Annotated in this window: 23 protein-coding genes; 3 read left to right on the top strand and 20 right to left on the bottom strand. The window is 66.9% G+C overall.

Annotated features, from left to right (window positions below):
* The 14 genes from FHY04_RS15975 to FHY04_RS15910 all read right to left on the bottom strand — a co-directional run.
* Window positions 1-372, bottom strand: a 372-nt coding sequence (locus FHY04_RS15975) for an alpha-L-fucosidase (protein WP_183937137.1), incomplete at its 3' end; no start/stop codon positions are given.
* A 21-nt stretch (window positions 373-393) separates the two neighbouring features.
* Complete coding sequence (locus tag FHY04_RS15970) at window positions 394-1,944, bottom strand: GH39 family glycosyl hydrolase (protein ID WP_311725191.1); 1,551 nt, start codon at window positions 1,942-1,944, stop codon at window positions 394-396.
* A 159-nt stretch (window positions 1,945-2,103) separates the two neighbouring features.
* Window positions 2,104-3,639, bottom strand: a complete 1,536-nt coding sequence (locus FHY04_RS15965) for a tryptophan halogenase family protein (RefSeq protein WP_311725190.1) — start codon at window positions 3,637-3,639, stop codon at window positions 2,104-2,106.
* Entirely contained in the window at window positions 3,636-5,186 is a 1,551-nt protein-coding gene (locus FHY04_RS15960; protein WP_183937135.1) for a tryptophan halogenase family protein, read from the bottom strand. Before FHY04_RS15960 ends, FHY04_RS15965 begins: the two co-directional genes overlap by 4 nt.
* A gap of 55 nt (window positions 5,187-5,241) precedes the next feature.
* Window positions 5,242-8,349, bottom strand: a complete 3,108-nt coding sequence (locus FHY04_RS15955; RefSeq protein WP_183937134.1) for a TonB-dependent receptor — start codon at window positions 8,347-8,349, stop codon at window positions 5,242-5,244.
* Between the two features lie 406 nt (window positions 8,350-8,755).
* Window positions 8,756-10,801 carry a M13 family metallopeptidase gene (locus FHY04_RS15950; RefSeq protein ID WP_183937133.1) on the bottom strand — a complete coding sequence of 682 codons (2,046 nt, stop codon included), beginning with the start codon at window positions 10,799-10,801 and terminating at the stop codon, window positions 8,756-8,758.
* Between the two features lie 60 nt (window positions 10,802-10,861).
* A complete protein-coding gene (locus FHY04_RS15945; protein WP_183937132.1) occupies window positions 10,862-12,361 on the bottom strand; it encodes an ABC transporter permease in 1,500 nt (499 codons plus the stop codon).
* Complete coding sequence (locus tag FHY04_RS15940) at window positions 12,358-13,305, bottom strand: ABC transporter ATP-binding protein (RefSeq protein WP_183937131.1); 948 nt, start codon at window positions 13,303-13,305, stop codon at window positions 12,358-12,360. The genes FHY04_RS15945 and FHY04_RS15940 overlap by 4 nt, the downstream gene beginning before the upstream one ends.
* Before the next feature lie 16 nt (window positions 13,306-13,321).
* Window positions 13,322-13,552, bottom strand: a complete 231-nt coding sequence (locus FHY04_RS15935) for a helix-turn-helix transcriptional regulator (RefSeq protein WP_031393448.1) — start codon at window positions 13,550-13,552, stop codon at window positions 13,322-13,324.
* A complete protein-coding gene (locus FHY04_RS15930; RefSeq protein WP_183937130.1) occupies window positions 13,552-14,073 on the bottom strand; it encodes a DUF2975 domain-containing protein in 522 nt (173 codons plus the stop codon). Before FHY04_RS15930 ends, FHY04_RS15935 begins: the two co-directional genes overlap by 1 nt.
* Before the next feature lie 201 nt (window positions 14,074-14,274).
* Window positions 14,275-15,669 (bottom strand): dihydrolipoyl dehydrogenase, encoded by a 1,395-nt coding sequence (lpdA, locus tag FHY04_RS15925; protein WP_183937129.1) that lies wholly within the window; start codon window positions 15,667-15,669, stop codon window positions 14,275-14,277.
* A gap of 21 nt (window positions 15,670-15,690) precedes the next feature.
* Window positions 15,691-16,032, bottom strand: a complete 342-nt coding sequence (locus FHY04_RS15920) for an acyl-CoA thioesterase (protein ID WP_042466532.1) — start codon at window positions 16,030-16,032, stop codon at window positions 15,691-15,693.
* A 44-nt stretch (window positions 16,033-16,076) separates the two neighbouring features.
* The gene (locus FHY04_RS15915) at window positions 16,077-16,289 is read right to left on the bottom strand and encodes a hypothetical protein (RefSeq protein WP_031393452.1); all 213 of its coding nucleotides are present in this window, start codon (window positions 16,287-16,289) and stop codon (window positions 16,077-16,079) included.
* Window positions 16,290-16,400: 111 nt separating this feature from the next.
* Complete coding sequence (locus FHY04_RS15910) at window positions 16,401-17,768, bottom strand: pyruvate dehydrogenase complex dihydrolipoamide acetyltransferase (RefSeq protein ID WP_183937128.1); 1,368 nt, start codon at window positions 17,766-17,768, stop codon at window positions 16,401-16,403.
* Window positions 17,769-17,902: 134 nt separating this feature from the next.
* Here FHY04_RS15910 and FHY04_RS15905 point away from each other — a divergent pair, with 134 nt between their 5' ends.
* Both FHY04_RS15905 and FHY04_RS15900 read left to right on the top strand, forming a co-directional pair.
* Entirely contained in the window at window positions 17,903-18,358 is a 456-nt protein-coding gene (locus tag FHY04_RS15905) for a universal stress protein (RefSeq protein ID WP_183937127.1), read from the top strand.
* A 210-nt stretch (window positions 18,359-18,568) separates the two neighbouring features.
* On the top strand, window positions 18,569-19,849 hold the full coding sequence (locus tag FHY04_RS15900; protein ID WP_183937152.1) for a M20/M25/M40 family metallo-hydrolase: 1,281 nt from the start codon (window positions 18,569-18,571) through the stop codon (window positions 19,847-19,849).
* Between the two features lie 3 nt (window positions 19,850-19,852).
* Here the strand turns inward: FHY04_RS15900 and FHY04_RS15895 are convergent, their stop codons facing one another.
* From FHY04_RS15895 to FHY04_RS15880, 4 genes are all read right to left on the bottom strand, one after another.
* Complete coding sequence (locus FHY04_RS15895; RefSeq protein WP_183937126.1) at window positions 19,853-20,722, bottom strand: RcnB family protein; 870 nt, start codon at window positions 20,720-20,722, stop codon at window positions 19,853-19,855.
* A 130-nt stretch (window positions 20,723-20,852) separates the two neighbouring features.
* Window positions 20,853-21,335 carry a GAF domain-containing protein gene (locus tag FHY04_RS15890; RefSeq protein ID WP_183937125.1) on the bottom strand — a complete coding sequence of 161 codons (483 nt, stop codon included), beginning with the start codon at window positions 21,333-21,335 and terminating at the stop codon, window positions 20,853-20,855.
* Between the two features lie 19 nt (window positions 21,336-21,354).
* Window positions 21,355-21,768, bottom strand: a complete 414-nt coding sequence (gene arfB, locus FHY04_RS15885) for an alternative ribosome rescue aminoacyl-tRNA hydrolase ArfB (RefSeq protein WP_056406103.1) — start codon at window positions 21,766-21,768, stop codon at window positions 21,355-21,357.
* Window positions 21,761-22,486: an RluA family pseudouridine synthase gene (locus tag FHY04_RS15880; RefSeq protein WP_183937124.1), complete on the bottom strand. Its 726-nt coding sequence runs from the start codon at window positions 22,484-22,486 to the stop codon at window positions 21,761-21,763. Before FHY04_RS15880 ends, arfB begins: the two co-directional genes overlap by 8 nt.
* Before the next feature lie 46 nt (window positions 22,487-22,532).
* Here FHY04_RS15880 and FHY04_RS15875 point away from each other — a divergent pair, with 46 nt between their 5' ends.
* The gene (locus tag FHY04_RS15875; RefSeq protein WP_183937123.1) at window positions 22,533-23,288 is read left to right on the top strand and encodes a M15 family metallopeptidase; all 756 of its coding nucleotides are present in this window, start codon (window positions 22,533-22,535) and stop codon (window positions 23,286-23,288) included.
* Window positions 23,289-23,320: 32 nt separating this feature from the next.
* Here the strand turns inward: FHY04_RS15875 and wrbA are convergent, their stop codons facing one another.
* Both wrbA and FHY04_RS15865 read right to left on the bottom strand, forming a co-directional pair.
* Window positions 23,321-23,920: an NAD(P)H:quinone oxidoreductase gene (wrbA, locus tag FHY04_RS15870; RefSeq protein ID WP_183937122.1), complete on the bottom strand. Its 600-nt coding sequence runs from the start codon at window positions 23,918-23,920 to the stop codon at window positions 23,321-23,323.
* Between the two features lie 65 nt (window positions 23,921-23,985).
* A complete protein-coding gene (locus tag FHY04_RS15865; protein WP_183937121.1) occupies window positions 23,986-24,705 on the bottom strand; it encodes a pirin family protein in 720 nt (239 codons plus the stop codon).
* Between the last annotated feature and the right edge of the window lie 13 nt (window positions 24,706-24,718).

Genomic DNA, 24,718 nt, shown 5'->3' with positions numbered 1-24,718 from the left:
CCCGTGAACCTGACCGGCCGCTACAGCGCTGGATGATAGCGCGCGGCCGGTCAGCTTCACTACCGCTGAGCTACACCACCACCCGGGACACGACCCGGGGACATACATGAAGCGCGCGTACCAGTCGCCCTGACGGGGCAACGCCTGCGGGCCCCAATGCGCCCAGATCCCGAACTTCGCGTCACGAAACCAGTCGGGCGTCTGATAGGTCTTGAGCGAGGTGACTGACGCGTCGAACCGTCCCGCGGGGATTGCCGGGCCGCCGCGTGCTGCGCCTGCCGGAGCCGCCGCAGCCCCCAGCCGCGCCGCGCCGACCCCCAGGGCGCCGAGCAGCGGTGCGGCCAGCACGTCGCGCTTGCTAAATCCCGCCATGTCTTCTCCCCTTTTGCCCGATTATTGTTCGATGCCCGCGCTGCCTGCGGGTTCCAGCGTGACGAGCGCGATGTCGTTGCTGCGCATCGGCACCGTGACGCGCGTCGATCCGTTGCGACCGACCCGGACGGTCCGCGCCTGTTCGGGCAGATCCTGCGTGGCCTGCTCAAGCCCCTTGCGCTGCGCGGGATCGAGCGACGCGGGCATACCCATGTCGATATAGAGCGAGAGCGGGTCGTTCCGGCGATAGCCGGTCCGGCGGATGGTCAGCCGGTACGTCCCCGCAGGCACATGGTCGAAGGTCAGGGCGATCGGCCGGGCCGCGACCGCGGGCACCTGCCGGGTGTAGACGGGCTTGTTGCTCAGCGTCTGGACCGGCTGTTGCCAGTCCCAAAGCACGGCCGCGATCCGCGCGCCATCGGCGGCGGCAAGCACCGTGTCGTCCGCCACGGGTATCGCGCGGCCCTTGAGCGCGTTCAGATATTTATACGCGAACCAGGCCGGCTTGCGGATACCCTCGCGGTTCATCAACCCGAACCCGCCATGGAAGGGCGTTGGCGGCGGGCCCGGCTCCTCGAACAGGTCGGTATAGGTCCAGTAGCTCATGCCCTGCGCATAGGCCCGCGACTGCTTCAGCTTAGTCAGGATGTACGGCGCGCTGATATAGCTGTCATGGACGAAGTCGCGCGGCGTGTAGCTCGTGCTCCATTCGGTGAAGTAGAGCGGCAGCCCCGGATAGGCAGACGCCTCGATCTGCTCGCGAACGCGGCGCACGTCGCCGACCACCGCGTCGGGCGACGCCGACAGCTTGGTGTCCTGCTTGCCCTCCTCGTCGAGGAATCCGCCCTCGACGCCATAGGTGTGCGTCGTCACGAAATCGATCGGCACAGCGTTCCGCTTCGTAAAGGCGAGCAGCTCGGGCACCCAGGCCGCGCCCGCGGTCGATGGCCCACCGACCCGCAACGCCGGATCGATCGCCTTGATCGTCCGCGCGGTGTCCGCATAGAGATCGAAATACGCCTTCTGATCGGCCTTTTCCCAGAACCCGTCGAGATTGGGCTCGTTCCAGACCTCGAAATACCAGCGGCGAACCTCGTCGGCGCCATAACGCTGCCGAACATGGCGGACATAGGCATCGATCAGCCCGCGCCACAAAGCCGGATCGGGATGCGAGGTATTGCCCTTCCAGTAGAAGATCGTCTGCTCCGACGTCCGCATCGCATTGGGCGTGAAGCCGAGCTCGACGAAAGGCCGGATCTTCTTCGCCAGCAGCGCATCATAGAGCTGGTCGATCTTCGTCCAGTCATAGACGATCCCCGCATCCGTCTTGCGCACCGTGCCGAGGACATCGTGGAAGATGTCGTGGAAGCGGATGTAGCGGAAGCCGAGCTCGTCGACCGCGGTCTTGAGCTGCGCCTGGCTGTCGCTGCGGATCAGCGTGCCCGGGAAATCCGAACCGATCGACAGATCGAAGGATCGATCGACCGGGCCTGCCGCCTTGGCGGTATCGATGACGACGCGACGTTCGCCCCCACGGGCAGCGGGGGCCGCTGCAGCCGGCAGAGTGCCCAACGCTACGACTATTGACGCAGCCATTCCCGCGCTCGACGCCCACCGCATACCCGCTCCCGTTCTTATACGAATTGCAATGATGGTAGCGCGATCGGGAGGAAGGGCAAGCTTTGTCCGACAAATAAGCTTTTTAGCGGGCGCCGATGCGTGCGGATCGCGTCATGCCGCGGTCCGCAGCGGTGCCGCACAATGCCGGGCGATAAAGTCGGCGTGGCGCGGCATCGCCTCGGCGGTCTTGGCGACCATTTCCCGCACATGGTCGAGGAACTTGGCGCTCTCCGCCACCGGCAGTCCCGCAGTCAGCGGATCGACCGACGCCGGCCAGATACCCTGCCCGAGCAGGACCGCGATCCAGCTGTCGGGCGTGAACAATTCGCCCTGTTCGCGGAAGATCCGCGCCCGGCCCGCCCAGAGATCGAGCTTGGCCTGCAGCGACGGCGGCAGCGTCATGCTCTGGCAATGACGCCAGAACGCCGAATCCGTCCGCGTCGTCGCATGGTAGTGAAGGATGATGAAGTCGCGGACCTGATCATACTCCCGGAGCATCTGCCGGTTATATTCGGCGATCTCGACCGCGCTGAACCCGGTATCGGGGAACAGGCTCATCAGCCGCGCGATACCCGACTGGATCAGATGGATGCTCGTCGATTCCAGCGGCTCGAGAAAGCCGCCGGCCAGCCCGATCGCGACGCAATTGCGCTCCCACAGCCGGTCGCGCCGCCCCGCGACGAACCGCAACTGGCGCGGATCGGCGAGCGGCGGGCCGTCCAGTCCGTCCAGCAGCACGCGCAGCGCGGTCTCGTCGTCGACATGGTCGCTCGCATAGACATGGCCGTTGCCGACGCGGTGCTGGAGCGGGATCCGCCAGCGCCAGCCGGCGGCTTCGGCGGTCGCGCGCGTGTGCGGCGCCGGCGCATCGCGGGGCGCACTCGGCACCGCCCAGGCACGATCGCAGGGTAGCCAGTGCTGCCAGCTCGTAAACCCGACGTCCATCGCGTCGCTAAGCAGCAGCGATCGAAACCCGCTGCAATCGATGAACAGGTCCCCGTTGATCGCACGCCCGTCCGCGAGCCGGACCGCCTCGATGAAGCCGGTCCCGGCATGCCGATCGACTGCCGCCACGCGCCCCTCGATCCGCACCACCCCCGCGGCCTCGGCGCGGTCGCGCAGATATCTGGCATAGAGCGCGGCATCGAAGTGGAACGCATAGGACAGCGTCGCCAGGACCGATTGCGGATTGGCCGACGGTCGCGTGAAACGCCCGTTGCGCGCCGCCACGGCGGACAGGCAATAGTCGCCGATAGGCCCCGGCATGCCGGGTTGCGCGAGGCCGGCCTGACGCAACCAGAGCTGATGGAAAGCCACCCCCTCGACGTCGCGGCCATGCGTCCCGAACGGATGGAAATACGCGTCGCCAAGCCGCCCCCAGTCGCGAAACTCGATCCCCAGCTTGAACGTCGCCCCCGTCGCGCGGACGAAGTCGTCCTCGTCGATGCCGAGCATCCGGTTATAGTCGAGCAGCGAAGGGATCGTCGCCTCGCCCACCCCGACCGTGCCGATCTCCTCGGATTCAACCAGCGTCACCGCGACGCCGCTCTCGACCAGCCGCGTCATCGCGGCGGCGGTCATCCACCCCGCCGTCCCCCCGCCGACGATGACGATCCGGGTGATGCGGGCCGGGCCGGGATCCGTCACGCCGCCGCTCGCGCACCGAAATGATGGTGCTGCGCATAGGTGAGCAGATCGCGGTTCGACGGCAGGTTGCGGACCGCATAGTCGGCCTGACGCCGGACCTCGGCAAACGCACGCCGCGCATCCTCGGCATAGCGCAGCGCGCCGGCCTTTGCGCTCAGGTCGGTTTTCCAGCCCATGCCGTACAGGACATATTGCCAGCTGGCGTCGGTGAAGATGTCGACCTGCCCGTCGATGTCGAGCTCGTTGGGTGGCCGGAACCGCCACCGGTCGAGCAGCTCGAGCAGGCTGTCGGGGACCGAGGCGTCGGCCACATTGTCGCGCCAGAACGCCGTGTCGCGCCGTTCCGAGATGCAGTAGTGCAGCTTGATGAAATCGAGCGCGCGCTCGTAGCGGCGTAGCATGTTGGCGTTGAACTGGCGCGCCGACGTCTCGTAGTCGCTGCCCCAGGGAAAGAGGTTCGCGATCATCCCCGCCGAGACCTCGGCAAAGGCGATCCCCGTCGCCTCGAGCGGCTCGAAAAACCCGCTCGACAGCCCGACCGCGACGCAATTCTTGACCCAGTTGACCTCGCGGTACCCCGCATCGAACTTGAAATGGCGCACCTCGGCCTCGTCGCCGCCCGCGCCGAGATAGCCGCGCAACACGCGCTCGGCAGTCTCGTCGTCGCTATGGTCGGACGAATAGACGTGCCCGATGCCACGCCTGCGATCGAGACCGATGTCCCAGATCCAGCCCGACTCCTGCGCAGTCGAAATCGTATAGGACGCGATCGGATCGCCGGGTTTTGCATAAGGCAGCTGCGCGGCGATCGCGCGGTTGCAGAACAGCACGTCGCGGCACGACCGGAACGGCACCTTCATCGCCTTGCCGATCAGTTCGGCACGAAAGCCCGTGCAATCGATATAGAGATCGGCATCGAGCATCCCGTTCCGCTCGGTGCGCACTCCGCCGATCGCACCATCTTCCGCGAGCAGCACCTCGGACACGGTGTCGGTCAGATGCCGGACACCGTTCCTGACCGCATGCTCGCGCAACAGCCCGGCGAGCGCCACCGCATCGAAATGAAACGCGTAGTTGAGCGGCCCGACATAATCGGGGTTGGTCGCCAGCTTGGGCGCCCGCATCGCGTCCGCGGCCTTTTTCTGCGGATTGGAGACCTCGTCCCAATTCTCCGCGCCGCCATGCCCCAGCAGCCAATAGGGCAGCAGGTCGAGGCCGTCGCTCGCATCGGCAACCTGGAACGGGTGCGAGTAATGATCGGTGCGGCCCTGTCCGGGGGCGTGGCGCCAATGGACGAACTTCGCCCCCTGCTTGAACGTCGCGCCGCATCGCCGGATCAGCTCGGCCTCGTCGATGCCGATCGTCGCCAACGTCCGCCGGATCGTCGGGAAGGTCCCTTCCCCCACGCCAAGGATGCCGATGTCCTTGGATTCGACCAGCGTGATCGAGACCCCGCCCGCCAGATCGGCGCCGAGCCGTTTCGCCAGATAGCCCGCGGTCAGCCAGCCGGCGGTACCGCCGCCAACGATCAGGATCCTCTTCCGCATCACGCGCTCCGCTCCGCCCCCTGCCGACAGTGTGTCGACAGGGGACGCATCATCGTCAGAAGGCGAGGTTTATGCCAGTGCTGATACGGCGATCGGCCTGGAACCAGCTGCGCCCGACCAGCTTGCCGCCGGGATACCCACCCATCAGCGTCCGCTGCGTCGCGGCGGTCAGGTTGGTCCCCTGCACGCCGAACGAGAACTGGTCGTTCACCTTGAACCGCACACCCGCATCGACCGAGCCATAATTGCCGCCATAGATCGGCAACGCGATCTGCGTCGACGCATCGAGTCCGCCATCCTGGTTGGTCACGACGCCCGGCGCGCTATAATACGTATAGGTGCCGTTCGTGCCGTTGCTGTTCGTCGACAACAGATAGCGCGAGCGCCAGGAATAGGCGACGCGCAACGAGATCGGGTTGCGCTCGTACAACAGCGTCGCGTTCAGATTATGCTTCGACAACCCGACCAGCGGCGCGTCGTTGCGAGCGGCGCCGGTGATGTCGCGATAGACATCGCCCGGATTGCTGCTCTTGATGAAGGTGTAGTTGCCCTCGAACCCGATCCCGGCAAGCGCACCGGGCAGCATGTCGAGGAAGAAGCGGCCACCGGCCTCGACGCCCTTGACGGTCGCGGCCTTGGTCGAGTTGACATAGTCGGTGGCCGATGCCGCCACATTCTCGGTCGTCCCGTCGGTGAACTGGATCGTGACCTGCCGGCTGGTCAGCGCATAGATCGGCAGGTTGGTCAGCCGCTTGTAGAACGGGGCCAGATGGAAGGACGTGCCCGCTCGCCCGTAATATTCGAGCGAGAGGTCGACATTGTTCGACAGCGTCGGCTTGAGCAACGGATTGCCCGTGTCCGCGGTGAAGTTGTTGAACGTCCCGATTCCGCCGGGCGTCTGGCTGGGGGTCGTCGCCACGCCGATCGAACCCGACGCACGCAGCGCGTTGAAGCTCGGCAGATCCATCGTGATATTGTACCCGCCGCGGACCTTGATCCGGTCGGTCGGCGAATATTCGAGATTGATCGACGGCAGCACGCGCGTGAAGTCCGCCTTGCCGCCGCGGGCGAGGAACGTGTTCGCCAGCGTCACCTGGGCACCGTTGCGGATGAAGACGGTCCCACCATTCTGCTGGATGAACCCGCTGCCTTCATTCTCGATATGCACGACGCGCACGCCGACGTTACCGGAAATGCCGCGTGCGCCTTCCTCGGGTCCGAAGCGGAGCAGCGCATAGCCCGCGATATTCTCGGTACGATTGTTGACCTGATCGCCCGGCAGGACGAACCCGACAGGCCGGATCGCCAGCGTGCCGTCGGGGTTGAATTGGCCGCCATAGCCGGTGACCGGGAGCTGCCCCGCAACCGAGCAGTTGAATTCATTGCCGGTGCAGAAGCCGGCAGGCGGTGCCGTCACCAGTCCGGTGCGGTTTTCATTGAAGCGCGACGCCAGATCCTCCGACGCGAACATCAGGTTGCCCGGCAGCGTCGTGTTGCCGCGGAAGAAGTCCTTGAATGCATGGCTGGCGACGTCGCCCGGCGCGGCGTTGGCATAGGTCAGCTGCGGATCGCCGTTCCAGCCGCGACCCAGCGCGGTCCAATTATAGCCGTTCGCCAGATCGCGCTCGGTCCGCTTGGCATAGCGGCCGCCGACCTTGACCGACCGGAAGAAGCTGTTGTCGAACGTATATTCGGCATCGAGCTGCCCTGAATCGAGCCGCCCCTTGTTCCGTTCGTTGTGCGGCATCGACGCCGTCCAGAAATAATTGGCCGGATCGGCGAACGACGCCTGCGTCGCAGGACTGACCGTGATCTGCGGCAGGTCGCCCGTGAGATCCATGCCGAAGCTCTGGCCGAAGCCGACGTCGCGGAAGATGTCGAGACGATCATAGACTTGGCGCGAATCGACGCGCTGCAGCGATCCCTTCAGCGACACATGGCTGTCTGTGGGCGCCCAGACGAACGACAGCGAATAATCGCGCGTCCGCGTGTTGCTCTCGACGAACCCCTTGTTGCCGCTGCTGTTGACCGACCCACCCGTCGGGGCAAACGTCGCCGTGTCGCGGTTGAACAGCGCGCTCGTCTTGGTGAGCAGGCCGTTGCTGTCGAACGAGCTGCTCGCCGGATCGACCGCCAGCGTCTGAGAGTCCAGCTGCGTCCCGTAATCGCTCGACTGGCTCTTGTAGCGCGACTGGAAGAAGCTGCCGGTGAAGGTCAGCGATTCGGCCGGCTGCCACTGTGCCGCGCCATAGATGCCGTAGCGCTTGTACTGGAACGCCTCGTCGCCATAGGCGAAGCCGCTGGGGACGTACCGCTCGTTGCCATCGCTGAGCTTGGTCTTGAAATACGGGCTGACGCGGATGAACTGCGACAGCGAGCTGAACTGGCTGAACGCCACGTCGCCAAGCAGGCCGATCCGGCCGATCGGCGTATCGAACGAATCGGTGATCAGCACCGACCCCGACGGATCCGCCTTGTTCGCCATGTCGCCGAGCGCGAGTTCGCCGGTGCCAGCAATGTGGAACTTGCCGTTGAAGTCGAACGGCATCTTGGTGCGCAGGTCGATCTGGCCGCCGGTGCCGCCCTCGATCAGGTCGGCCGTCGATGCCTTGTAGACGTCGACCGCCGCCATCAGTTCGGGCGTGACGTCGCTCCACAGGATTGCGCGGCCGTTGTTAGCGCTGAAGATCTCGCGGCCGTTCAGCCGCGACGCGACGCCCGTCAGGCCACGGACCTGCACGCCCGAGCCCTGCACCGAATAATGGTCGGGATCGCCCAGTGCGGCAAAGCGGACGATCGAGACACCCGAGACGCGCTGCAGGACTTCGGTGATCGAGTTGTCGGGCAGCTTGCCGGCATCATCGGCGACGACCGAGTCGACGATCGTCTCGCTGCGACGCTTGCGCTCGTCCGCCGCCTCGAGCGCGGCGCGACGGCCGGTGATGACGATATCACCGTCCCCGGTCGCATCGGCCGCGGGTTGACCGACATCCTGTCCCGGCGTCGCGGCCTGGGTCGTGTCGGGCGACACGGTCTGCGTTTCCGCCTGCGCCCATGCAGCGCTGCCCGCGCCTGCTGCCAGCAGCGCCGCAAGCGACACACCGACCCGCATCGCGATCGCCAGACGCCCACGTGGCCCCGAATTCAGAACGAACGCCTTCATAACCCCTCCCCATGCCGCAGCGCATCAGACGCACCACATCAGCAACGGCGCATCTGTAAACGAATGCTACCGCTACCGCCGTTAGGCTGATCTGATTTAGAAGACAATAGAGACAAAGCGGGAATGGGACACTTAAATGAAAGCAATAAAATCATAAATTGATTTTGTTAAAAGCAAGCAAAACGGCAGCTGCGAGCTGACTTTTGCGACACGAGAGCTTACCTTTGTTGCTGAGCGCCCGCCTGCTCGTCAGGCTGGCCTGGTCCCGTATCCACTGGCCTCGTCGGGCGCAACGGCCTTCGGGTCGCAGTCGGCCGCTATCTTGGATAGCGATATCACGACTGGGTCGCGCATGGTGCGCACAAGAAAATCGGGGCGTGTGGACGGCCACACGCCCCGCGAAATGTTACCAGATATGGACGCGGTCGCCGGGCGCCAGATACAGCGCATCGCCGGGCTTGACCCCGAACGCCGTATACCAGGCATCGACGTTACGGACGATCCCGTTAACGCGGTAGAAGGGCGGCGAGTGCGGATCGGTGAGCAACCGTGCGCGCGCGGCGCCCTCACGCAGCTTCGCCTGCCACGCCTGCGCGTAAGCGAGGAAGAAGCGCTGGTCGCCGGTCAGCCCGCCGATCACGGGCGCCTTGCCATGCTCCGCCTGGTATTTCTGATACGCGGCATAGGCGGTCTCGACGCCGCCCAGATCGCCGATATTCTCGCCCAGCGTCAACGCACCCTTCACGCGGACACCCGGGATCGGCTCATAGGCATCAAACTGCTTCGACAGCGCGGCGGTGCGCTGCGTGAAGGCGGTGCGAGCGGCCGGCGTCCACCAGTTCTCGAACTTGCCCGTCGCGCTGAACTGGCTGCCCTGGTCGTCGAAACCATGCCCCATCTCATGCCCGATGATCGCGCCGATCGCGCCGTAATTCACCGCCGCATCCGCCTTGGGATCGAAATAGGGTGGCTGCAGGATCGCCGCGGGGAAGGTGATCTGGTTGTTGAGCGGGTCGTAATAGGCGTTCACCGTCTGCGGCGTCATGCCCCACAGCGTACGATCGACGGGCTTGCCGAGCCGCGAGAGGTCGAGCTGATGCTGAAATTCGCCCGCGCGCATCGCATTCCCGACCGGATCGCCCCGGACGACGTTGAGCGATGAATAGTCGATATATTTGACCGGATGGCCGATCCGCGGATCGAACGCGGCGAGCTTGGCCAGCGCCTGGGTCTTGGTCGCGCCATCCATCCAGCTGTTCGCGGTGATCCGCTCCTTGTACGCGGCGCGCAGGTTGGCGATCAGCTCGCCCATCTTCGCTTCGCTCTCGGGCGGGTAATGCCGCTTCACATAGACTTCGCCGACGGCTTCACCCATCGTGCCGTTGACCAGTGCGATGCCGCGCTTCCACCGCGCGCGCTGCTCCGGCTGATCGGCCAGCGTCTTGCCGTAGAAATCGAACGTCGCCTGATCGAACGCCTTGGGCAGCGCACCCGCGCTTGCCGAGGCGAGGCGGAACTTCATCCAGTCCTGCCACGTCGACACGGGCGTCGCGGCGAAGATCTTGCCGAGCTCGGTCAGCGCGGTCGAGTTGGTCATGTAGACGACCGGGAATTGCGCATAGCCCGCGGTCGACAGCAACAGCGGCCAGTCGAAATCGGGCGCCAGCGCCTTGCGGCCCGCCGCATCCATCGGCTTCAGCATCGCCTGCAGGTCGCGCGACTGGACCGGCGACCACTGGACCTTGGCCATCGCGGTTTCGAGCGCGACGATCCGGTCCGCCCTGGCCGACGCATCCGCCACGCCGGACAGCGTCAGCATCTTCTCGACATAGGCGCGATACGCCGTGCGGAAGGTGTCGTATTTGGCGCCCTGCTCGAGATAATAATCCCGGCCGCCCATGCCGAGCGACCCCTGCCCCGCGGCCACCGCATAACGCTTCGGATCGGCGGGATCGGGCAGCTGCCCGACCTCGACCGGCGACGCATAGCCGACCGTCGAGAACAGCGTCTGGAGCTTCTGCTTGTCGGTGGCGGCGTCGATCTTCGCGAAATAGGGCTTGAGCGGCGCGGCGCCGGCGCGCTCGATCGCGGCCTCGTCCATGAAGCTCGCATAGAGATCGCCGAACTGCTTGGCCCCGGCGCCGACCGCGGCGGGATCGCGCGCGGCATCGTCGAGGATCGCGCGGACCTGCTGCTCGGCCTGATCCGCCAGGATCACGCTGCCGCCCGCAGACGTGCGATCCGGTGCGATCGCCGTACGCTTGTCCCAGGCACCGTTGGCGTGCGTCCAGAAATCGTCACCCGGCTTCACCGCCTTGTCGGCGGCGGTCAGGTCGATCCCGAAGCTGCCATAGCGCGCGCCCGTCTGCGCGCCCGTCTGGGCCAGACCAGGTGCGGACAGGGCAAGCAGCGCCACCCCCAGCGACAGACGCGAAATACGATTGAACGACATCATAGCTCCTCCAGAAAACCGGGGTTGGATCCCCGAAATGATATGAACGGTACGCATGCGTCAGGCGGGCGTACGCTGCATCAACCGGGCCAGTGCGGCGAGGTTGGGCTTCTGCCCCGCATTGAGCAGGCTGGCGCGAAACACACGCGCGAGCAAGACGAACTCGATGCCGATGAACACCGCCAGCAGCGCGCCGCTGCCGACGATCTCCATGGTCGAAACCCCGCTGCCGAGCCGCGCGAGCATCGTGAACGGCGTGTAAATCGGGATCCAGGTCAGCACCTTGATCGCGGTTGCGCCGCTGTTCGACAGGACGCCTTGCGCGACGACCGTGAACGGCATCGCGATGACCAGCAGCACGGGCGTCAGATAGCTCTGCGCATCACGCATCGAATCGCTCATCGCACCGATCGCCAGCAGGATCATCGACACCATCAGATAGCCTGCGAGGAAGAAATACAGCATCACCAGGATGATCCAGGGCGAGGCGAGCGGCGCGAGTGCGGCGTGCAGGAACGCGCCGATCGCGCCCTGCGTCGCCACCGCGGCACCGGTCGCGCACAGCCCCCAGACCAGGACCATCGTCAGCCCGACCGCGACCGTCCCCGCGAGCTTGCCATAGAGCAGCTCGTCGGGACTGATGCAGGCGAGTACCGTCTCGATCAGCTTGTTCGACCGCTCCTCGACCAGCCCCTGCAGGATCCAGTTGCCCGACAACAGCAGCGACATCAGCAGGATATAGGCGCTGAGCAACGGCACCACCGATCGCACCAGCATCCGTTCGCGCCCGCCCCCAGGCGCCGGAGTCGAGACCGCGATCGCCGGGACCAGACTGGTTGCGGTGCGCGCCTGATCGCGCGCGAGCCCGGTCGACTCGAGATAGGCGGTGCGCAGGTCTTGCGTGAGCACGGTCTGCAAGGGCTGGACGAAATTCGCGCCGGGCTGCTCGCTCGACCACAGTCGCACGTCGGCGGTCTGCCCGCCGAAGCCGCGTGGGATATAGACTACATAGTCGAGCGGCTTGGCCGTCTTGTCGCCGAATTCGCCCGGCTGGAGCAGCGGCTTGAGCTGCGCATCGAGCGCGCCGGGCGCCGCGCGCGCGATGACGGTCGGCGTCGGCAGGACCACGAAATCGGCGTCGGGCGCGTCGAACTTCGGCGTTTCCGAGGTCGTCGTCGGCCGCATCGCCGCCAGCGCGGCAGGCAGGCCGCCGGCCTTGGCGAACGTCGCGACGTCGGCATCGCCGAACAGCCGGTCATGCTGCGCCCACAGCGCGCCCGGATCGGCGCGGTCGAGCCCGTAGCGCTGTGCGTAGCGCGACAGTGCGGTCAGGACCCGCCGCTGGTGATCGGTATCGAGCCGCGCGCGGATCGCCGCCGCGGCACGGCCATCGGCATCGATCAGCATGACGCGCTGGGTCTTTTCGGACTGGGTCAGGCGGCTCGCGATCGGCCCGACCGCCAGCGCCAGCGGCAGGATCAGCAGCGTCAGCCAGAAGCTGCGCATGCCCGTGATCTGTCGGAACTCGCGCATCGCGACGAGCAGGATATTGTGGGTCATGCTGCATGCTCCGCCATAGCCGGGTCGGCAGGCCCGGCTGGAGGGGTGCCGACAAGATGGAGAAAGACGTCGTGCAGGCTGACGCGGTGCTGGTCGAACCGCCGCAGCGTCACGCCTTGCTCGGTCAGGCATTGCAGCACGTCGGCAGGATCGATCCCCTCGGCCAGCGTCACGTCATAGTCGCGCCAGCCCTGCGCGTCGGCCGCGCCGGGCTCCGCGCGCTCGACACCGGGACACCGCATCGGCGTATCGCGCGCGACGATCGTCAGCCGTGCCGGCAACCGCCCGCGCGCCTCCGCCTGCGTGCCTTCGAACACCTTGCGCCCTTGCGAAAGCAGCAACAGCCGGTCGCACAGCCGCTCGGCATGCTGCATCACATGCGTCGAGAACACCACGGTCGCCCCGCCCCGTGCGGCCTCCAGGATCTCTTGTTCGAGCAGCCCTTGGTTCACCGGGTCGAGGCCCGAAAAGGGTTCGTCGAGCAGCAGCAACTTCGGACCGTTGACCAGCGTCGCGGCCAGCTGGACCTTCTGCGCCATGCCCTTGGACAGCTTGTCGATCTGCATCTTGGCCGATGCCGCAAGGCCGAACCGGTCGAGCAGCGCATGGCCCTTCGCGCGCGCCGCGGCCGCCGACATGCCCTTCAGTCGCCCGAAATAGGTGACAGTGTCGATCGCGGTCATCCCGCGGTACAGTCCGCGCTCCTCGGGCATGAACCCCAGATCGGCGGCATTCTCGCGGCCGGGCGGACAGCCGAGTACCGAGATCCGTCCCGCCGTCGGCCGCACGATGTCGAGCACCATGCGCAGCGACGTCGTCTTGCCCGCGCCATTCCCGCCGAGAAAGCCGAAGATCTCCCCCGGCCGTACCGCAAAACTCAGCGCATCGACCGCGGTCCTCTCGCCGAACCGTTTCGTCACCCCGTCCAGAACCAGTGCGTCCATCGGACCATCCCCCCGTTTAAATTCCGTCTTCGCCCCGTTCATCCTCGTCGACGACCCGCAGCAGGTCGCCCGGCTGGCAGTCGAGCACGCGGCAGATCGCCTCCAGCGTCGTGAAGCGGATCGCCTTGGCCTTGCCCGTCTTCAGGATCGACAGATTGGCGAGCGTGATGCCGACCGCCTCCGACAGCTCGGTCAGCGTCATCCGCCGCGCATGCAGCATGGCGTCCAGGCTGACCGCGACCGGCATCAGACCGTCATCGCCAGGTCGTCGCGCATCCGCGCGCCGATCCGGAAGACGCGCGCGAGCACGAAGATCATCACGACCGCGATCCACCCGCCCAGCGACGGCGTCCATCCGGTCACGTCGAGCTTGAGCAGCGAAATCCAGCGGACCACGCCGCCAAAGGCGAGATCGAGGCATTGCAGCGCCAGCAGCGCCCAGCCGATCCGCGCGAGCCGCGTGGCATTGTCGTCGACGAACGGATCCCCCGCCTCGACGGTCGCGACGATGCGGAGCAGGTTCGAGAAGATCGGATGCAGCGCGACGCCGCCGGCAATGCCGACGAACAGCATCATGCGGATCGCCAGCACCGCCTGGTCCAGATCGAGCATCGCGCCGTATTTACGCGCCAGCCGCGCGCCCAGCATGTCCTGCATCGGCCAGGACAGCAGCAACGCCAGCGCGAACACCGCGGCGCAGACGATATTGAGGACGAGCATCAGCCGAAGCAGCCCCGTCGCCCCCCAAAGAACCCGATCCCTGCTCATCGCCGCCCCCGCCTGCATATTGCAAAACGATATGGGGCCTATCGATAAACGGCAAGTCGATTCATTGGTCCATTTTGGTCGGGACGCTCATCGCCGCGTTGGCGACGGCAAAACGGCGCGCGATCGGTCTGATCGCGCGCCGCATCGTAAACGGTGCCGTCACCCGCCGCGCCGAAGCGGGGTGACGTCACGCGGTCGGGCTCAATAGTGGATCGAGCGGCCGTAGGCGCCCAGCACGCTCTCGTGCATCATCTCGCTGAGCGTCGGATGCGCGAACACCGTCTCCATCAGCTCGGCTTCGGTCGTCTCAAGCTGGCGTGCGACGACATAGCCCTGGATCAGTTCTGTGACTTCCGCGCCGACCATGTGCGCGCCGAGCAACTCGCCGGTCTTCGCGTCGAACACCGTCTTCACGAAGCCCTCGGCCTCGCCGAGCGCGATCGCCTTGCCGTTGCCGATGAACGGGAATTTGCCGACCTTCAGCTCGTACCCGGCTTCCTTGGCCTTCGCCTCGGTCATGCCGACGCTCGCGACCTGCGGGCGCGAATAGGTGCAGCCTGGGATGTTGGCCTTGTCCATCTGGTGCGGCGACCCGCCCGCGATCTTCTCGACCGCGATGATGCCCTCATGGCTGGCCTTGTGCGCGAGCCACGGCGCGCCGGTGACGTCGCCGATCGCCCAGATGCCGTCGACATTGGTGCGGCCATAGCCGTCGGTCTTGATGTGCCCGCGGTCGGTCTCGACGCCGAGCGCTTCCAGCCCGATATTCTCGGTGTTGGGGACGATGCCGATCGCGACGATCGCGTGGCTGAACGTCTCCTCGACGACCTTGCCGTCCTTGTGTTTGATCTTCGCGGTGACGCCGCCGCCCGATGGCGCGAGGCCTTCGAGGCCGGTGCCGGTCAGGAGCTTTATCCCCTGCTTGGTCAGCGCCTTGTTCATGAACGCGGAGACTTCCTCGTCCTCGACCGGCAGGATCCGCGGGAGCATCTCGACGATCGTCACGTCGGCGCCCATGTCGTTGTAGAAGCTGGCGAACTCGACACCAATCGCGCCCGATCCGATGACCAGCAGCTTGGTTGGCATCTCGGTTGGCACCATCGCGTGGCGATAGGTCCAGATCGTCTTCCCGTCGGCCTTCGCGAACGGCAGGTCGCGCGCACGGGCGCCGGTCGCGACAATGATGTTCTTGGCCTCGAGCTCGACGGTCTTGTCGCCCTGCTTGACGCTGAGCTTGCCTTTTGCGGTCACGGTGCCGACGCCTTCGACGACGGTCACCTTGTTCTTCTTCATCAGGCCCTTCACGCCCGCATTCAGCTGGCCCGCGACCTTGCGGCTGCGGTCGACGACCTTGGCGAGGTCGAACCCGACATTGTCCGCCTTCAGGCCATAGCTCTCGGCATTCTGCATGTAGTGATAGATTTCCGACGTGCGCAGCAGCGCCTTGGTCGGGATGCAGCCCCAGTTGAGGCAGATGCCGCCCAGGCGCTCGCGCTCGACGATCGCGACCTTGAGGCCGAGCTGGCTCGCGCGGATTGCCGCGACATAGCCGCCGGGGCCCGAACCAAGGATGACCAGATCATAGGTGTCAGCCACGTGGAGAGTCCTTCAAGTGAATCAGTTGGAAGCGGGCGGCACGGGCCGCGGTTTGCGGTCGTCGCCGACCGCGACGAAGATGAAGCGCGCCTGTGTCACCTTGCAGCTATCGTTGCTGTGCCGCGCGCGGCGCCATGCCTCGACCTCGATCGTCATCGACGTGCGGCCGACCGCGATCAGCTCGGCATAGACCGACACCTCGTCGCCGACGACGACGGGCATGTGGAATTTCATGGCGTCCGCCGCAATGGTCACCGCACGCCCGCCGCTGCGGCGCGAGGCGACCGAACCGGCGGCCAGATCCATCTGCCCCATCAGCCATCCGCCGAAGATGTCGCCGTAAGGGTTGGCGTCCGCAGGCATCGCGGTGACGCGGATCGTCGGCGCCTTGTCGGGGGGCAGGTCGGTCACGCGTGGCTCCTGCTGGTCTGTCGGTCGAGGATGCGGGCCTGCCGCAGCGGCCCGATTCCCATGATCACGGTCACGACCATCGCAGCCGCCCCGCACCACCAGATCACGTCCTGCCCGAGCGGATAGGACCAGGCCGCCGCCCAGGTGATCGCGACCGCGACGCCGAGCCCGACGAGGATGTGCAGGATCTCGATGAGCGTCCTGGTCATGGCGCGACCCGGCCCGACCCCGTTCGTGCCGAGCGAAGTCGAGGCACATGGGACTCATGCCCTTCGACTTCGCTCAGGGCGAACGGGAGAGGGGCCACAGCGGTCACGGTCTTACGCCAGCATGCCCAGCGGGTTTTCGACAAGCTGCTTGAACGCCTTCATGAACTGCGCGCCGTCCGCGCCGTCGATCGCGCGGTGGTCGAAGCTGCCGGTCGCCGACATAACGGTCGCCACGGTGAGCTCGTTGCCGATCACATAGGGACGCTTCTCGCCCGCACCGATCGCGAGGATCATAGCCTGGGGCGGGTTGATAACTGCATCGAACTGCGTGATGCCGAACATGCCCATGTTGCTGATCGAGGCGGTGCCGCCCTGATATTCCTCGGGCTTCAGCTTGCCGTCGCGGGCGCGGGCGGCGAGGTCCTTCATCTGAGTCGAGATCGACGACAGCGAGGCGGTGTCTGCGCCGACGATGATCGGCGTGATCAGACCCGACGGCGTGCTCACCGCGACCGAGATGTCGGCGCGCTGGAAGCTGATCAGTTGGTCGGGCGTGAACATCACGTTGCAGGTCGGGACCTGCATCAGCGCGACGGCCTGCGCCTTGATCAGCAGATCGTTGACCGACAGCTTCACGCCGCGCGCTTCGAGGCTCTTGTTCAGCTCGCCGCGCAGCTTGAGCAGCGCGTCAAGACGCACGTCCACGGTCAGGTAGATGTGCGGAACGGTCTGCTTCGATTCGGTCAGGCGGCGCGCGATGGTCTTGCGCACGTTGCTGAGCTTGGTCGACTCGTGCGGGATATCCGGCACGACCGCAGGCTTGGCGGCGGGTGCTGGCGCGGCAGCGGCGGCGGCCGGTGCAGCGGCTTCGGGCGCGGCGGCAGGTGCTGCCCCGGGCTTCGCGCTGTCGACATCGGCCTTAACGATGCGACCCTTAGGCCCCGAACCCGACACCGAACCAAGGTCGATCCCCTTGTCGGCGGCGAGGCGGCGGGCGAGCGGGCTCGCCTTCACACGGTCACCGCTGGCGGGCTTCGATTCGGGCGTGGACGCGGACGCGGCGCCCGCATCGGCGGGACGACCATGATCCTCGGCTGACGTCTCGGTCCGGGCGACGGGCTTGGCCTCGCTGCCGGTGTCGTTGGGATCCTTGGGATCGGGCTTGGCCTCCGATTCCTTGGCCGCAGGGACGGGCGTCTCGCTCTTGGTCGGCGCCGACACCGAGGACGCATCCTCGCCTTCCTCGGCCAGGATCGCGATGACGGTGCCGACCTTCACATTGTCGGTCGCCTCGGCCACTAGGATCTTGGCGATCACGCCTTCGTCGACCGCTTCGAATTCCATCGTCGCCTTGTCGGTCTCGATCTCGGCCATGATGTCACCGGACTTCACCGTATCGCCTTCCTTCACCAGCCATTTGGCGAGGGTGCCCTCCTCCATGGTCGGCGACAGGGCAGGCATTTTGATCTCGATCGACATGGAGGTCCCCAGGGCGTTACGTAACGGCATGCCTACTCGCGCCCCCGCCCGTCCGGGTCAACCCCGCGAAGCCGCCTTCCCCTTGCGCGAACCGCATCTGCACGGCACCTAAGCCCGATAAACAGGGGAATATGATGCGTGTCTATCTGGTGGTCATCGACGAGTCGCCCGAGGCGGGTATCGCGTTGCGCTTTGCGGCGCGGCGCGCGGTGAAGACCGGCGGCGGCGTCGAGATCCTCACGCTGATTCCGCCGCAGGAATTCATCGCGTTCGGCGGCGTCCAGGCGACGATCGAGGAAGAGGCACGGCTGCACGCCGAGGGCCTCGTCGCCGCCGCAGCGGGCACGCTGATCGAGGAATCGGATCTGCGCCCGTCGATCACCGTGCGCGAGGGCGAAAGCCCCAAGATCATCCGCGAGATGATCGCCGCCAACCCCAATATCGCCGCGCTGGTGCTCGGCGCCGCGGCAAGCGGTGCGCCGGGTGCGCTGATCGCGCATTTCTCGGGCACCGATGCGGGCGCACTGCCCGTGCCGGTCATGATCATCCCGGGGTCGCTGACCAGCGAGGCGATCGACCGGCTGAGCTGACGGCGGCCGTCTTGCCGCCCCCCGTCATCCTGACGAAAGTCAGGATCCAGAGCCACAGGCGGCACGCTCGGAACCCTGGGTCCTGACTTTCGTCAGGATGACGGCCGTACGGGATGACGGAGGCGGGGGATGACGAAAGCGAAGCGCTAACCGAGCGAATCCAACACTCCCCGCTTGAGCTCCCCGGCCGAAGCCGTCACGGTGACGCCGATGCCGATCCTCGCCCTTCCGCTGCTCGCCGCAGCCGCCGCCGCGCTTCCCGCGCCCTCCGCCACCCGCCTCAAGGCCGATGTGACCGCGATGGTCGGGTTCGGCACGCGCCACACCGCATCGACCACCGATCCGAAGCGCGGCATCGGGGCCGCACGCAGCTGGGCCGCGGCGCGCTTCACCGAGATCGGCCGCGCCTGTGGCGGCTGCGTCACGGTTGAGCGGATCGGCCGCACCGTGTCGGGGCCGCGCGCGCCGACCGGCGTCTATGTCGAGGACGTGCTGGGCATCCAGAAGGGGCGCGACCCGAATCGCGTCGTGATCGTCGGCGCGCATATCGACAGCCGTGTGACCGACGTCATGAACGTGACAAGCGACGCGCCGGGCGCGAACGACAATGCGTCGGGCGTCGCGCTGGTGCTCGAAGCCGCCCGCGCGCTGTCAAAGCGGCAGTTCGACGCGACCATCGTCTATGCGGTCTTCTCGGGTGAGGAACAGGGGCTGTGGGGCGCCGAGCTGCTCGCCGACACCGCCAAGGCGCGCGGCTGGACCGTCACCGCGATGCTCAACAACGACATTGTCGGCAACACGATCGGCCAGGGCGGCGTCCGCATGGCGTCGAGCGTCCGCGTCTTTTCCGAGGGCATTCGCGCATCCGAAGACCTTGCCGCGCAGATCGGTCGTCGCGCGGAGGGTGGCGAGGACGATGGCCCCAGCCGCGCGCTCGCCAAGACGATCGACGGCGTCGCGGGCACGATTCGCGGCGGGCTCGACGTGATGCTCGACCGTCGCCCCGACCGGTTCGGCCGCGGCGGCGATCACGAACCCTTTCTGAAGCTCGGCTATCCCGCCGTCCGCTTCTCGGTCGCGGCGGAGAACTGGGATCGCCAGCACCAGGACCTGCGCACCGAAAACGGGGTCGACTATGGCGACACGATCGCCGGGATGGACTTCCCCTATCTGGCCAAGGTGACCGCGATCAACATCGCCACGCTCGCCCGCCTCGCCGCCGCGCCCGCGGCACCGGGCGACGTGTCGATCGCGGGTGCCCTGTCGCGCGACACCCAGGTCAAATGGGCTGCGGTTCCGGGCGCGGCAGGCTACCGCGTCCGCTGGCGGCGCAACGACACGCAGGACTGGAAGGACGTGCGCGACGTGACCGGCACCGAGACACTGCTCGCCCAGACTCCGGTCGACGACCATTTCGTCGGCGTGTCCGCACTCGGCGCGGATGGCAGCGAGAGCGTCGTCAGCTTCGCAGGCCGCGAACGCCGCCGCTGAGCGCTATCTCGCCGACCCCAGGGTGCCGCCCCGCGTCCGGCCGCGCGTCCGGCTCGATCCGCGACGCGGGGTCGTCCGCCGATAGGTCACGGGTTCGGTGATATATTCGGTCGTCGTCGTGGTCGTCGTGACCGGCACCGACTGAACGGTGACCGTCGTCGTCCCGTCGCCGGCATAGGCGTCGCTGCCGTGATAGCCGCCGCCGGTGGTCGTCACGGTGGTCATCCCGTCGGGCGACACCCATGTCCCGCCACGCTGCTGGACGGGGGGCAATGGCTGGTCGCGATAGGCGGCCCCCGCAAAGTCCGGCGCCGCTTCGACGCGGGTCGTCACATAGGTCCGCCGCGTTACCGGCCGCGGCTGGCGGCGGGCATAGACCCGGTCGTCCGCCCGCCCGTCAAAGCTTTGCACGTCATAGCGCGGGGCGGCATCGCCTCCATTGACCCCGTCCCATTCGAACCCGGCACGCGTATCGAAGATCGATCCCCGCGCATCGATCAGCACCGCGTCGTCGAAATAGCGCGTCCAGCGATAGCCCGGCGGCGGCGGCACGAGCCCATAGGCGCGCCAGTCGAAGATCCCGAACCGTGGCGCGATCCAATAGGCCGGCAGCGCCCAGCCCCGGTACGGCCGACGATAGCCGCTCCGGCCGCCCGGCGCGTTCGCCTCGGCCGACCAGCCACCATCGACGCTGCTGCCCCGGCGCGCGTTGCTGGACGCGGCGGGCTCCGGGCTTACGCTGACCGCGCTGCGAGTCGGAACGGGATAGGTCGCACCGGGCCGCGATGCCCCGTCCGGACGCCGCTGCGCCTCGGCCGTCGTGCCCGCCACCGCCATGATCAGTGCGAGACCGACGATCACCTTCATGCGCATGACATCTTCTCCCCTGACGCACCGTACGCTTCAGGGCCGCGTCCTATGCTGACGCAGTGCGTACCAAAGCCGCCCTGGCACGGCCAGCCGCAACCCGGTCCCGATTCGGAGCAGGCGTCAGGTCCGGGCGTCAGCCGATCCGCGACGCCAGCAACGCGACCAGCGCTTCGCACCCGGCTGCATCCTCGGCATCGAACCGTGCAGGCTCGGGGCTGTCGAGATCGAGCACGCCGATCAACCGCCCGTCGCTGACGACCGGCACGACGAGTTCGGACCGGCTCGCCGCGTCGCAGGCGATATGTCCGGGAAACGCATGGACGTCCTCGACCAGCAGGGTCGTCCGCTCTGCCGCCGCGGTGCCGCACACGCCCTTGCCCATCGCGATCCGGATACAGGCGACCTTGCCCTGGAACGGCCCCAGGACAAGCTCGCCCTCGACCGCACGGTAGAAGCCCGCCCAGTTGAGATCGGGCAGATATTCCCAGACCAGCGCGGCCGCATTTGCCATGTTCGCGATCGGATCGCGCTCGTCCACGGTCAGCGCGTCGAGCGCCGCGAGCAGGTCGCGGTACAGCTCCGCCTTCGAACCGCCGGAAATATCGAACTGGTACATCATCGCCTCGTGTCTGCAGTTAGTCTTCGCGAACCCGCCCGCGTCCGGCCTTGACCGAACTGCGGACCTTCTTCGTATCCACCCGCCGTGCCTTGGCGGCCCTGGACGGCTTGGTCTTGACCCGGTGCGCGTCGCGGTGCTGCGCCTGCGCGATCAGTTCGAGCACGCGGTCGCGCGCATCGGCGCGATTGGCCTCCTGCGTGCGAAACCGGCGCGCGGTGATGACCAGCACCCCCGCCGCGGTCATCCGGCTGCCCGCGACCAGCCTCAGCCGGCGATAGGTTTCGGGGTGCAGGCCCAGCGCGAATATGTCGACTCGCAACTGGCACGCGGTCGCCACCTTGTTGACGTTCTGCCCGCCCGGCCCGGATGCCGCGAGGAACTTCTCCTCGATCGCCCCCTCAAGCAGGGAGGCGTCGATCACGTCAGCCATTATCGGGTTCGGGACGCGGATCCGGCACGGACGCGTCCTGCGGGGACGGCGTCGCCTCGACGCCCGGTTCCTCGCCGAAGCCCGCGGTCGCGAACCGTTCGGGCAGCGGCGCGATACCGACGACATCGGCCTTGCCCTGCCGCGGCACGACCAGCCGCTGCGCGTGGAGCATCATCCCTAGGCGATCCTTCTGCCCATAGACCGGATCCCCGACAACCGCTGCGCCGAGGCCCAGCGCGGCATGGACGCGGATCTGGTGCGTCCGCCCGGTCTGGGGGATGAATTCGACCAGCGAGCGTCCGTCGCGCGTCGCGAGCACGCGCCAGCCGGTCCGCGCCGCCTTGCCCTTGGCGTCCTCGACCATCCGCCAGCCCTCTTCGGCGCTGCTGATCTTGCCGAGCGGCATGTCGATCGTTCCGGTTTCCTCGGCAGGAACACCGTCGAGCACCGCGAGATAGCGCTTCGAGACCAGGCCCTGCTCGAACGCCTGCTGCAACCGCGCATGCGCCTTGGGATTGCGCGACAGCAGGAGGCAGCCGCTCGTGTCGCGATCGAGACGGTGCACCGGCATCGGCCAGCGCTGGAATCCGAATTTGAGACTTTCGAGATGATTCTCGAGGCTCAGCGAGCCGTCACGAGGAGGATCGACCGGCAGCCCAGCGGGCTTGTCGATGATCAGGGCCTCGCCGTCGAGGAAAAGTACGCGTTCACCATGCATGTGCCGCCCTTGCCAGCATCTGCGCCCGCATGCCAGAGCCCGCACGATGTTGCGTAGCCCCCTAGTTCTTTCATTGCTGCTGATCCCGGCCGCCGCCAATGCGCAACTCTGCGCCGGACAGAGCGCGGCGATCGCCGCCGATGGTCGCGCGTTCGGGCATCTGCCTTACGGCGACGCCGCCCCGTCCGAGCTGGTCGCCGCCCCGTCCGACTTCGGCGTGCGCCAGACCTGCGTGGTCCGCCGCGACATGCTGCCCGACCTGCTCCGCCTGCTCGCCGCAGCCAAAGCGGACCCGGCGGTGATGGGCGAATTGCGCGGCCTGTCGTGCCAGCGTTCGATCGCGCAGCAGCGCAGCGTGTTCTGCCGCGAGTCGGAAACATCGGCGGCCGAACGCGCGATCTCGGTCGCGCCGCCGGGCTATAGCGAACATTCGACCGGCTATGTCGTCGACTTCGCCATCCGTCCTGCCAATGGCTGTCGCGATGCCGAGGCGTGCATGGCGGCGACACCCGCCGCGCGCTGGCTGCGCGCGAACGCGACGCGGTTCGGATTCGAACAATCCTTCCCCGGCGGCAACAAGCAGAACGTCAAATGGGAGCCCTGGCACTGGCGCTGGGTCGGCGTGACCGCCGCTGCACCCGGCGCGGCAAAGGCCCGGTTCGTGTTCGCCAGGGCGCGGCGGCTCTATCCCGCCGACCCGGCGATCCTGCCCCCCGCGCCCCCGCCCGTCGTCGCGCCCGTGGTTCCGGTCTCGCCCGTCCCGGCGCTTCCGTCCGAAAAGGGCAAACGCCGCAAGCGCTGATCCCCCCGGTCGCCCGGGGGGATCGCTCGCGCTTACTTCAGCTTCGCGGCCGTCTCGGCGATCCGCTTGCCCTGGTAGCGCGCACCGTCGAGTTCGACGCTGCTCGGCATCCGGCTGCCGTCGCCATCCGAGATCGTCGTCGCGCCGTAGGGCGAGCCGCCCTTGACCGCGTCGACGCCCATCTGCCCCTGGAAGCCATAGTCCAGGCCGACGATCGTCATGCCGTGATGGAGCAGGTTGGTCAGGATCGAGAACAACGTCGTCTCCTGCCCGCCATGCTGGCTCGCGGTCGAGGTGAAGGCGCCGCCGACCTTGCCGACCAGCGCGCCGGAGAACCACAGGCCACCGGTCGTATCCCAGAAGGACGCCATCTGCGCGGGCATCCGCCCGAACCGGGTCGGTGCACCGACGATGATCGCGTCATAGTCCTTCAGTGCATCGGGGCCCTCGATCTCGGCATGCGCGCTGTCGGTCTTGAAATGCGCCGACTCGACGACCGACTGCGGTGCGGTCTCGGTGACCCGGCGGATGTCCACTTCCGCGCCGCCCGCGCGCGCGCCTTCGGCGACGGCATCCGCCATCTGCTCGATATGGCCGTAGGACGAATAGTAGAGAACCAGAACCTTGGTCATGTCAGTCTCCTCAAAGGCAGACCATCCCGGCACAGGCCGGAATGGTCACAGGATGATCGGTAAAATTACTCGGAGTCCACCAGAACGATCTCGGCCTCGTCGAGTGCCGTGATCCGCACCGTCCGGCCGCCCGAAAGTGCCGCACCGTCGCGTGTGTTGATGGTCTCGTCGTCGATCGTGATCGCGCCGGTCGCGGGGACGAGATAGGCGTAACGCCCCTCGCCCACCGCATAGTCGACGCTGTCGCCCGCCTTCAACGTCGCGGCCAGCACTCGGGCGTTCGCCCGAATCGGCAGCGCGTCGCCGTCATCGGCAAAGCCGCTTGCCAGCGTCACGAACTGCCCCGAGCGATCGTCCTTGGGGAACGGCTTTGCACCCCAGCTCGGCGAACCACCCTTGCGGCTGGGCTCGATCCAGATCTGGAAGATCGTCGTCGTCTCGGGCTCCAGATTATATTCGGCATGGCGCACGCCCGAACCGGCGCTCATCACCTGGACGTCACCCGCCTCCGTGCGGCCCTTGTTGCCGAGCGAGTCCTGATGCGTGATCGCGCCGCTGCGGACATAGGTGATGATCTCCATGTCCTGGTGCGGATGCGGCGGGAAGCCTGAATTGGCGGCGATCTGATCGTCGTTCCAGACGCGGATCGCGCCCCAGCCCATCCGGGCGGGGTCATAATAGCTCGCGAACGAGAAATGATGCCGCGCATTCAGCCAGCCATGATCGGCATGGCCCAGGCTTTCGAAGGGGCGGCGGTCTACGGTGTTGAGAGTCGTGGTCGTCATGAGAGGTCTCCAC

The organism is Sphingomonas sp. BK481, from assembly GCF_014194875.1.
GTDB lineage: Bacteria > Pseudomonadota > Alphaproteobacteria > Sphingomonadales > Sphingomonadaceae > Sphingomonas > Sphingomonas aerolata.
This window is presented reverse-complemented; position numbering and strand designations above follow the sequence as displayed.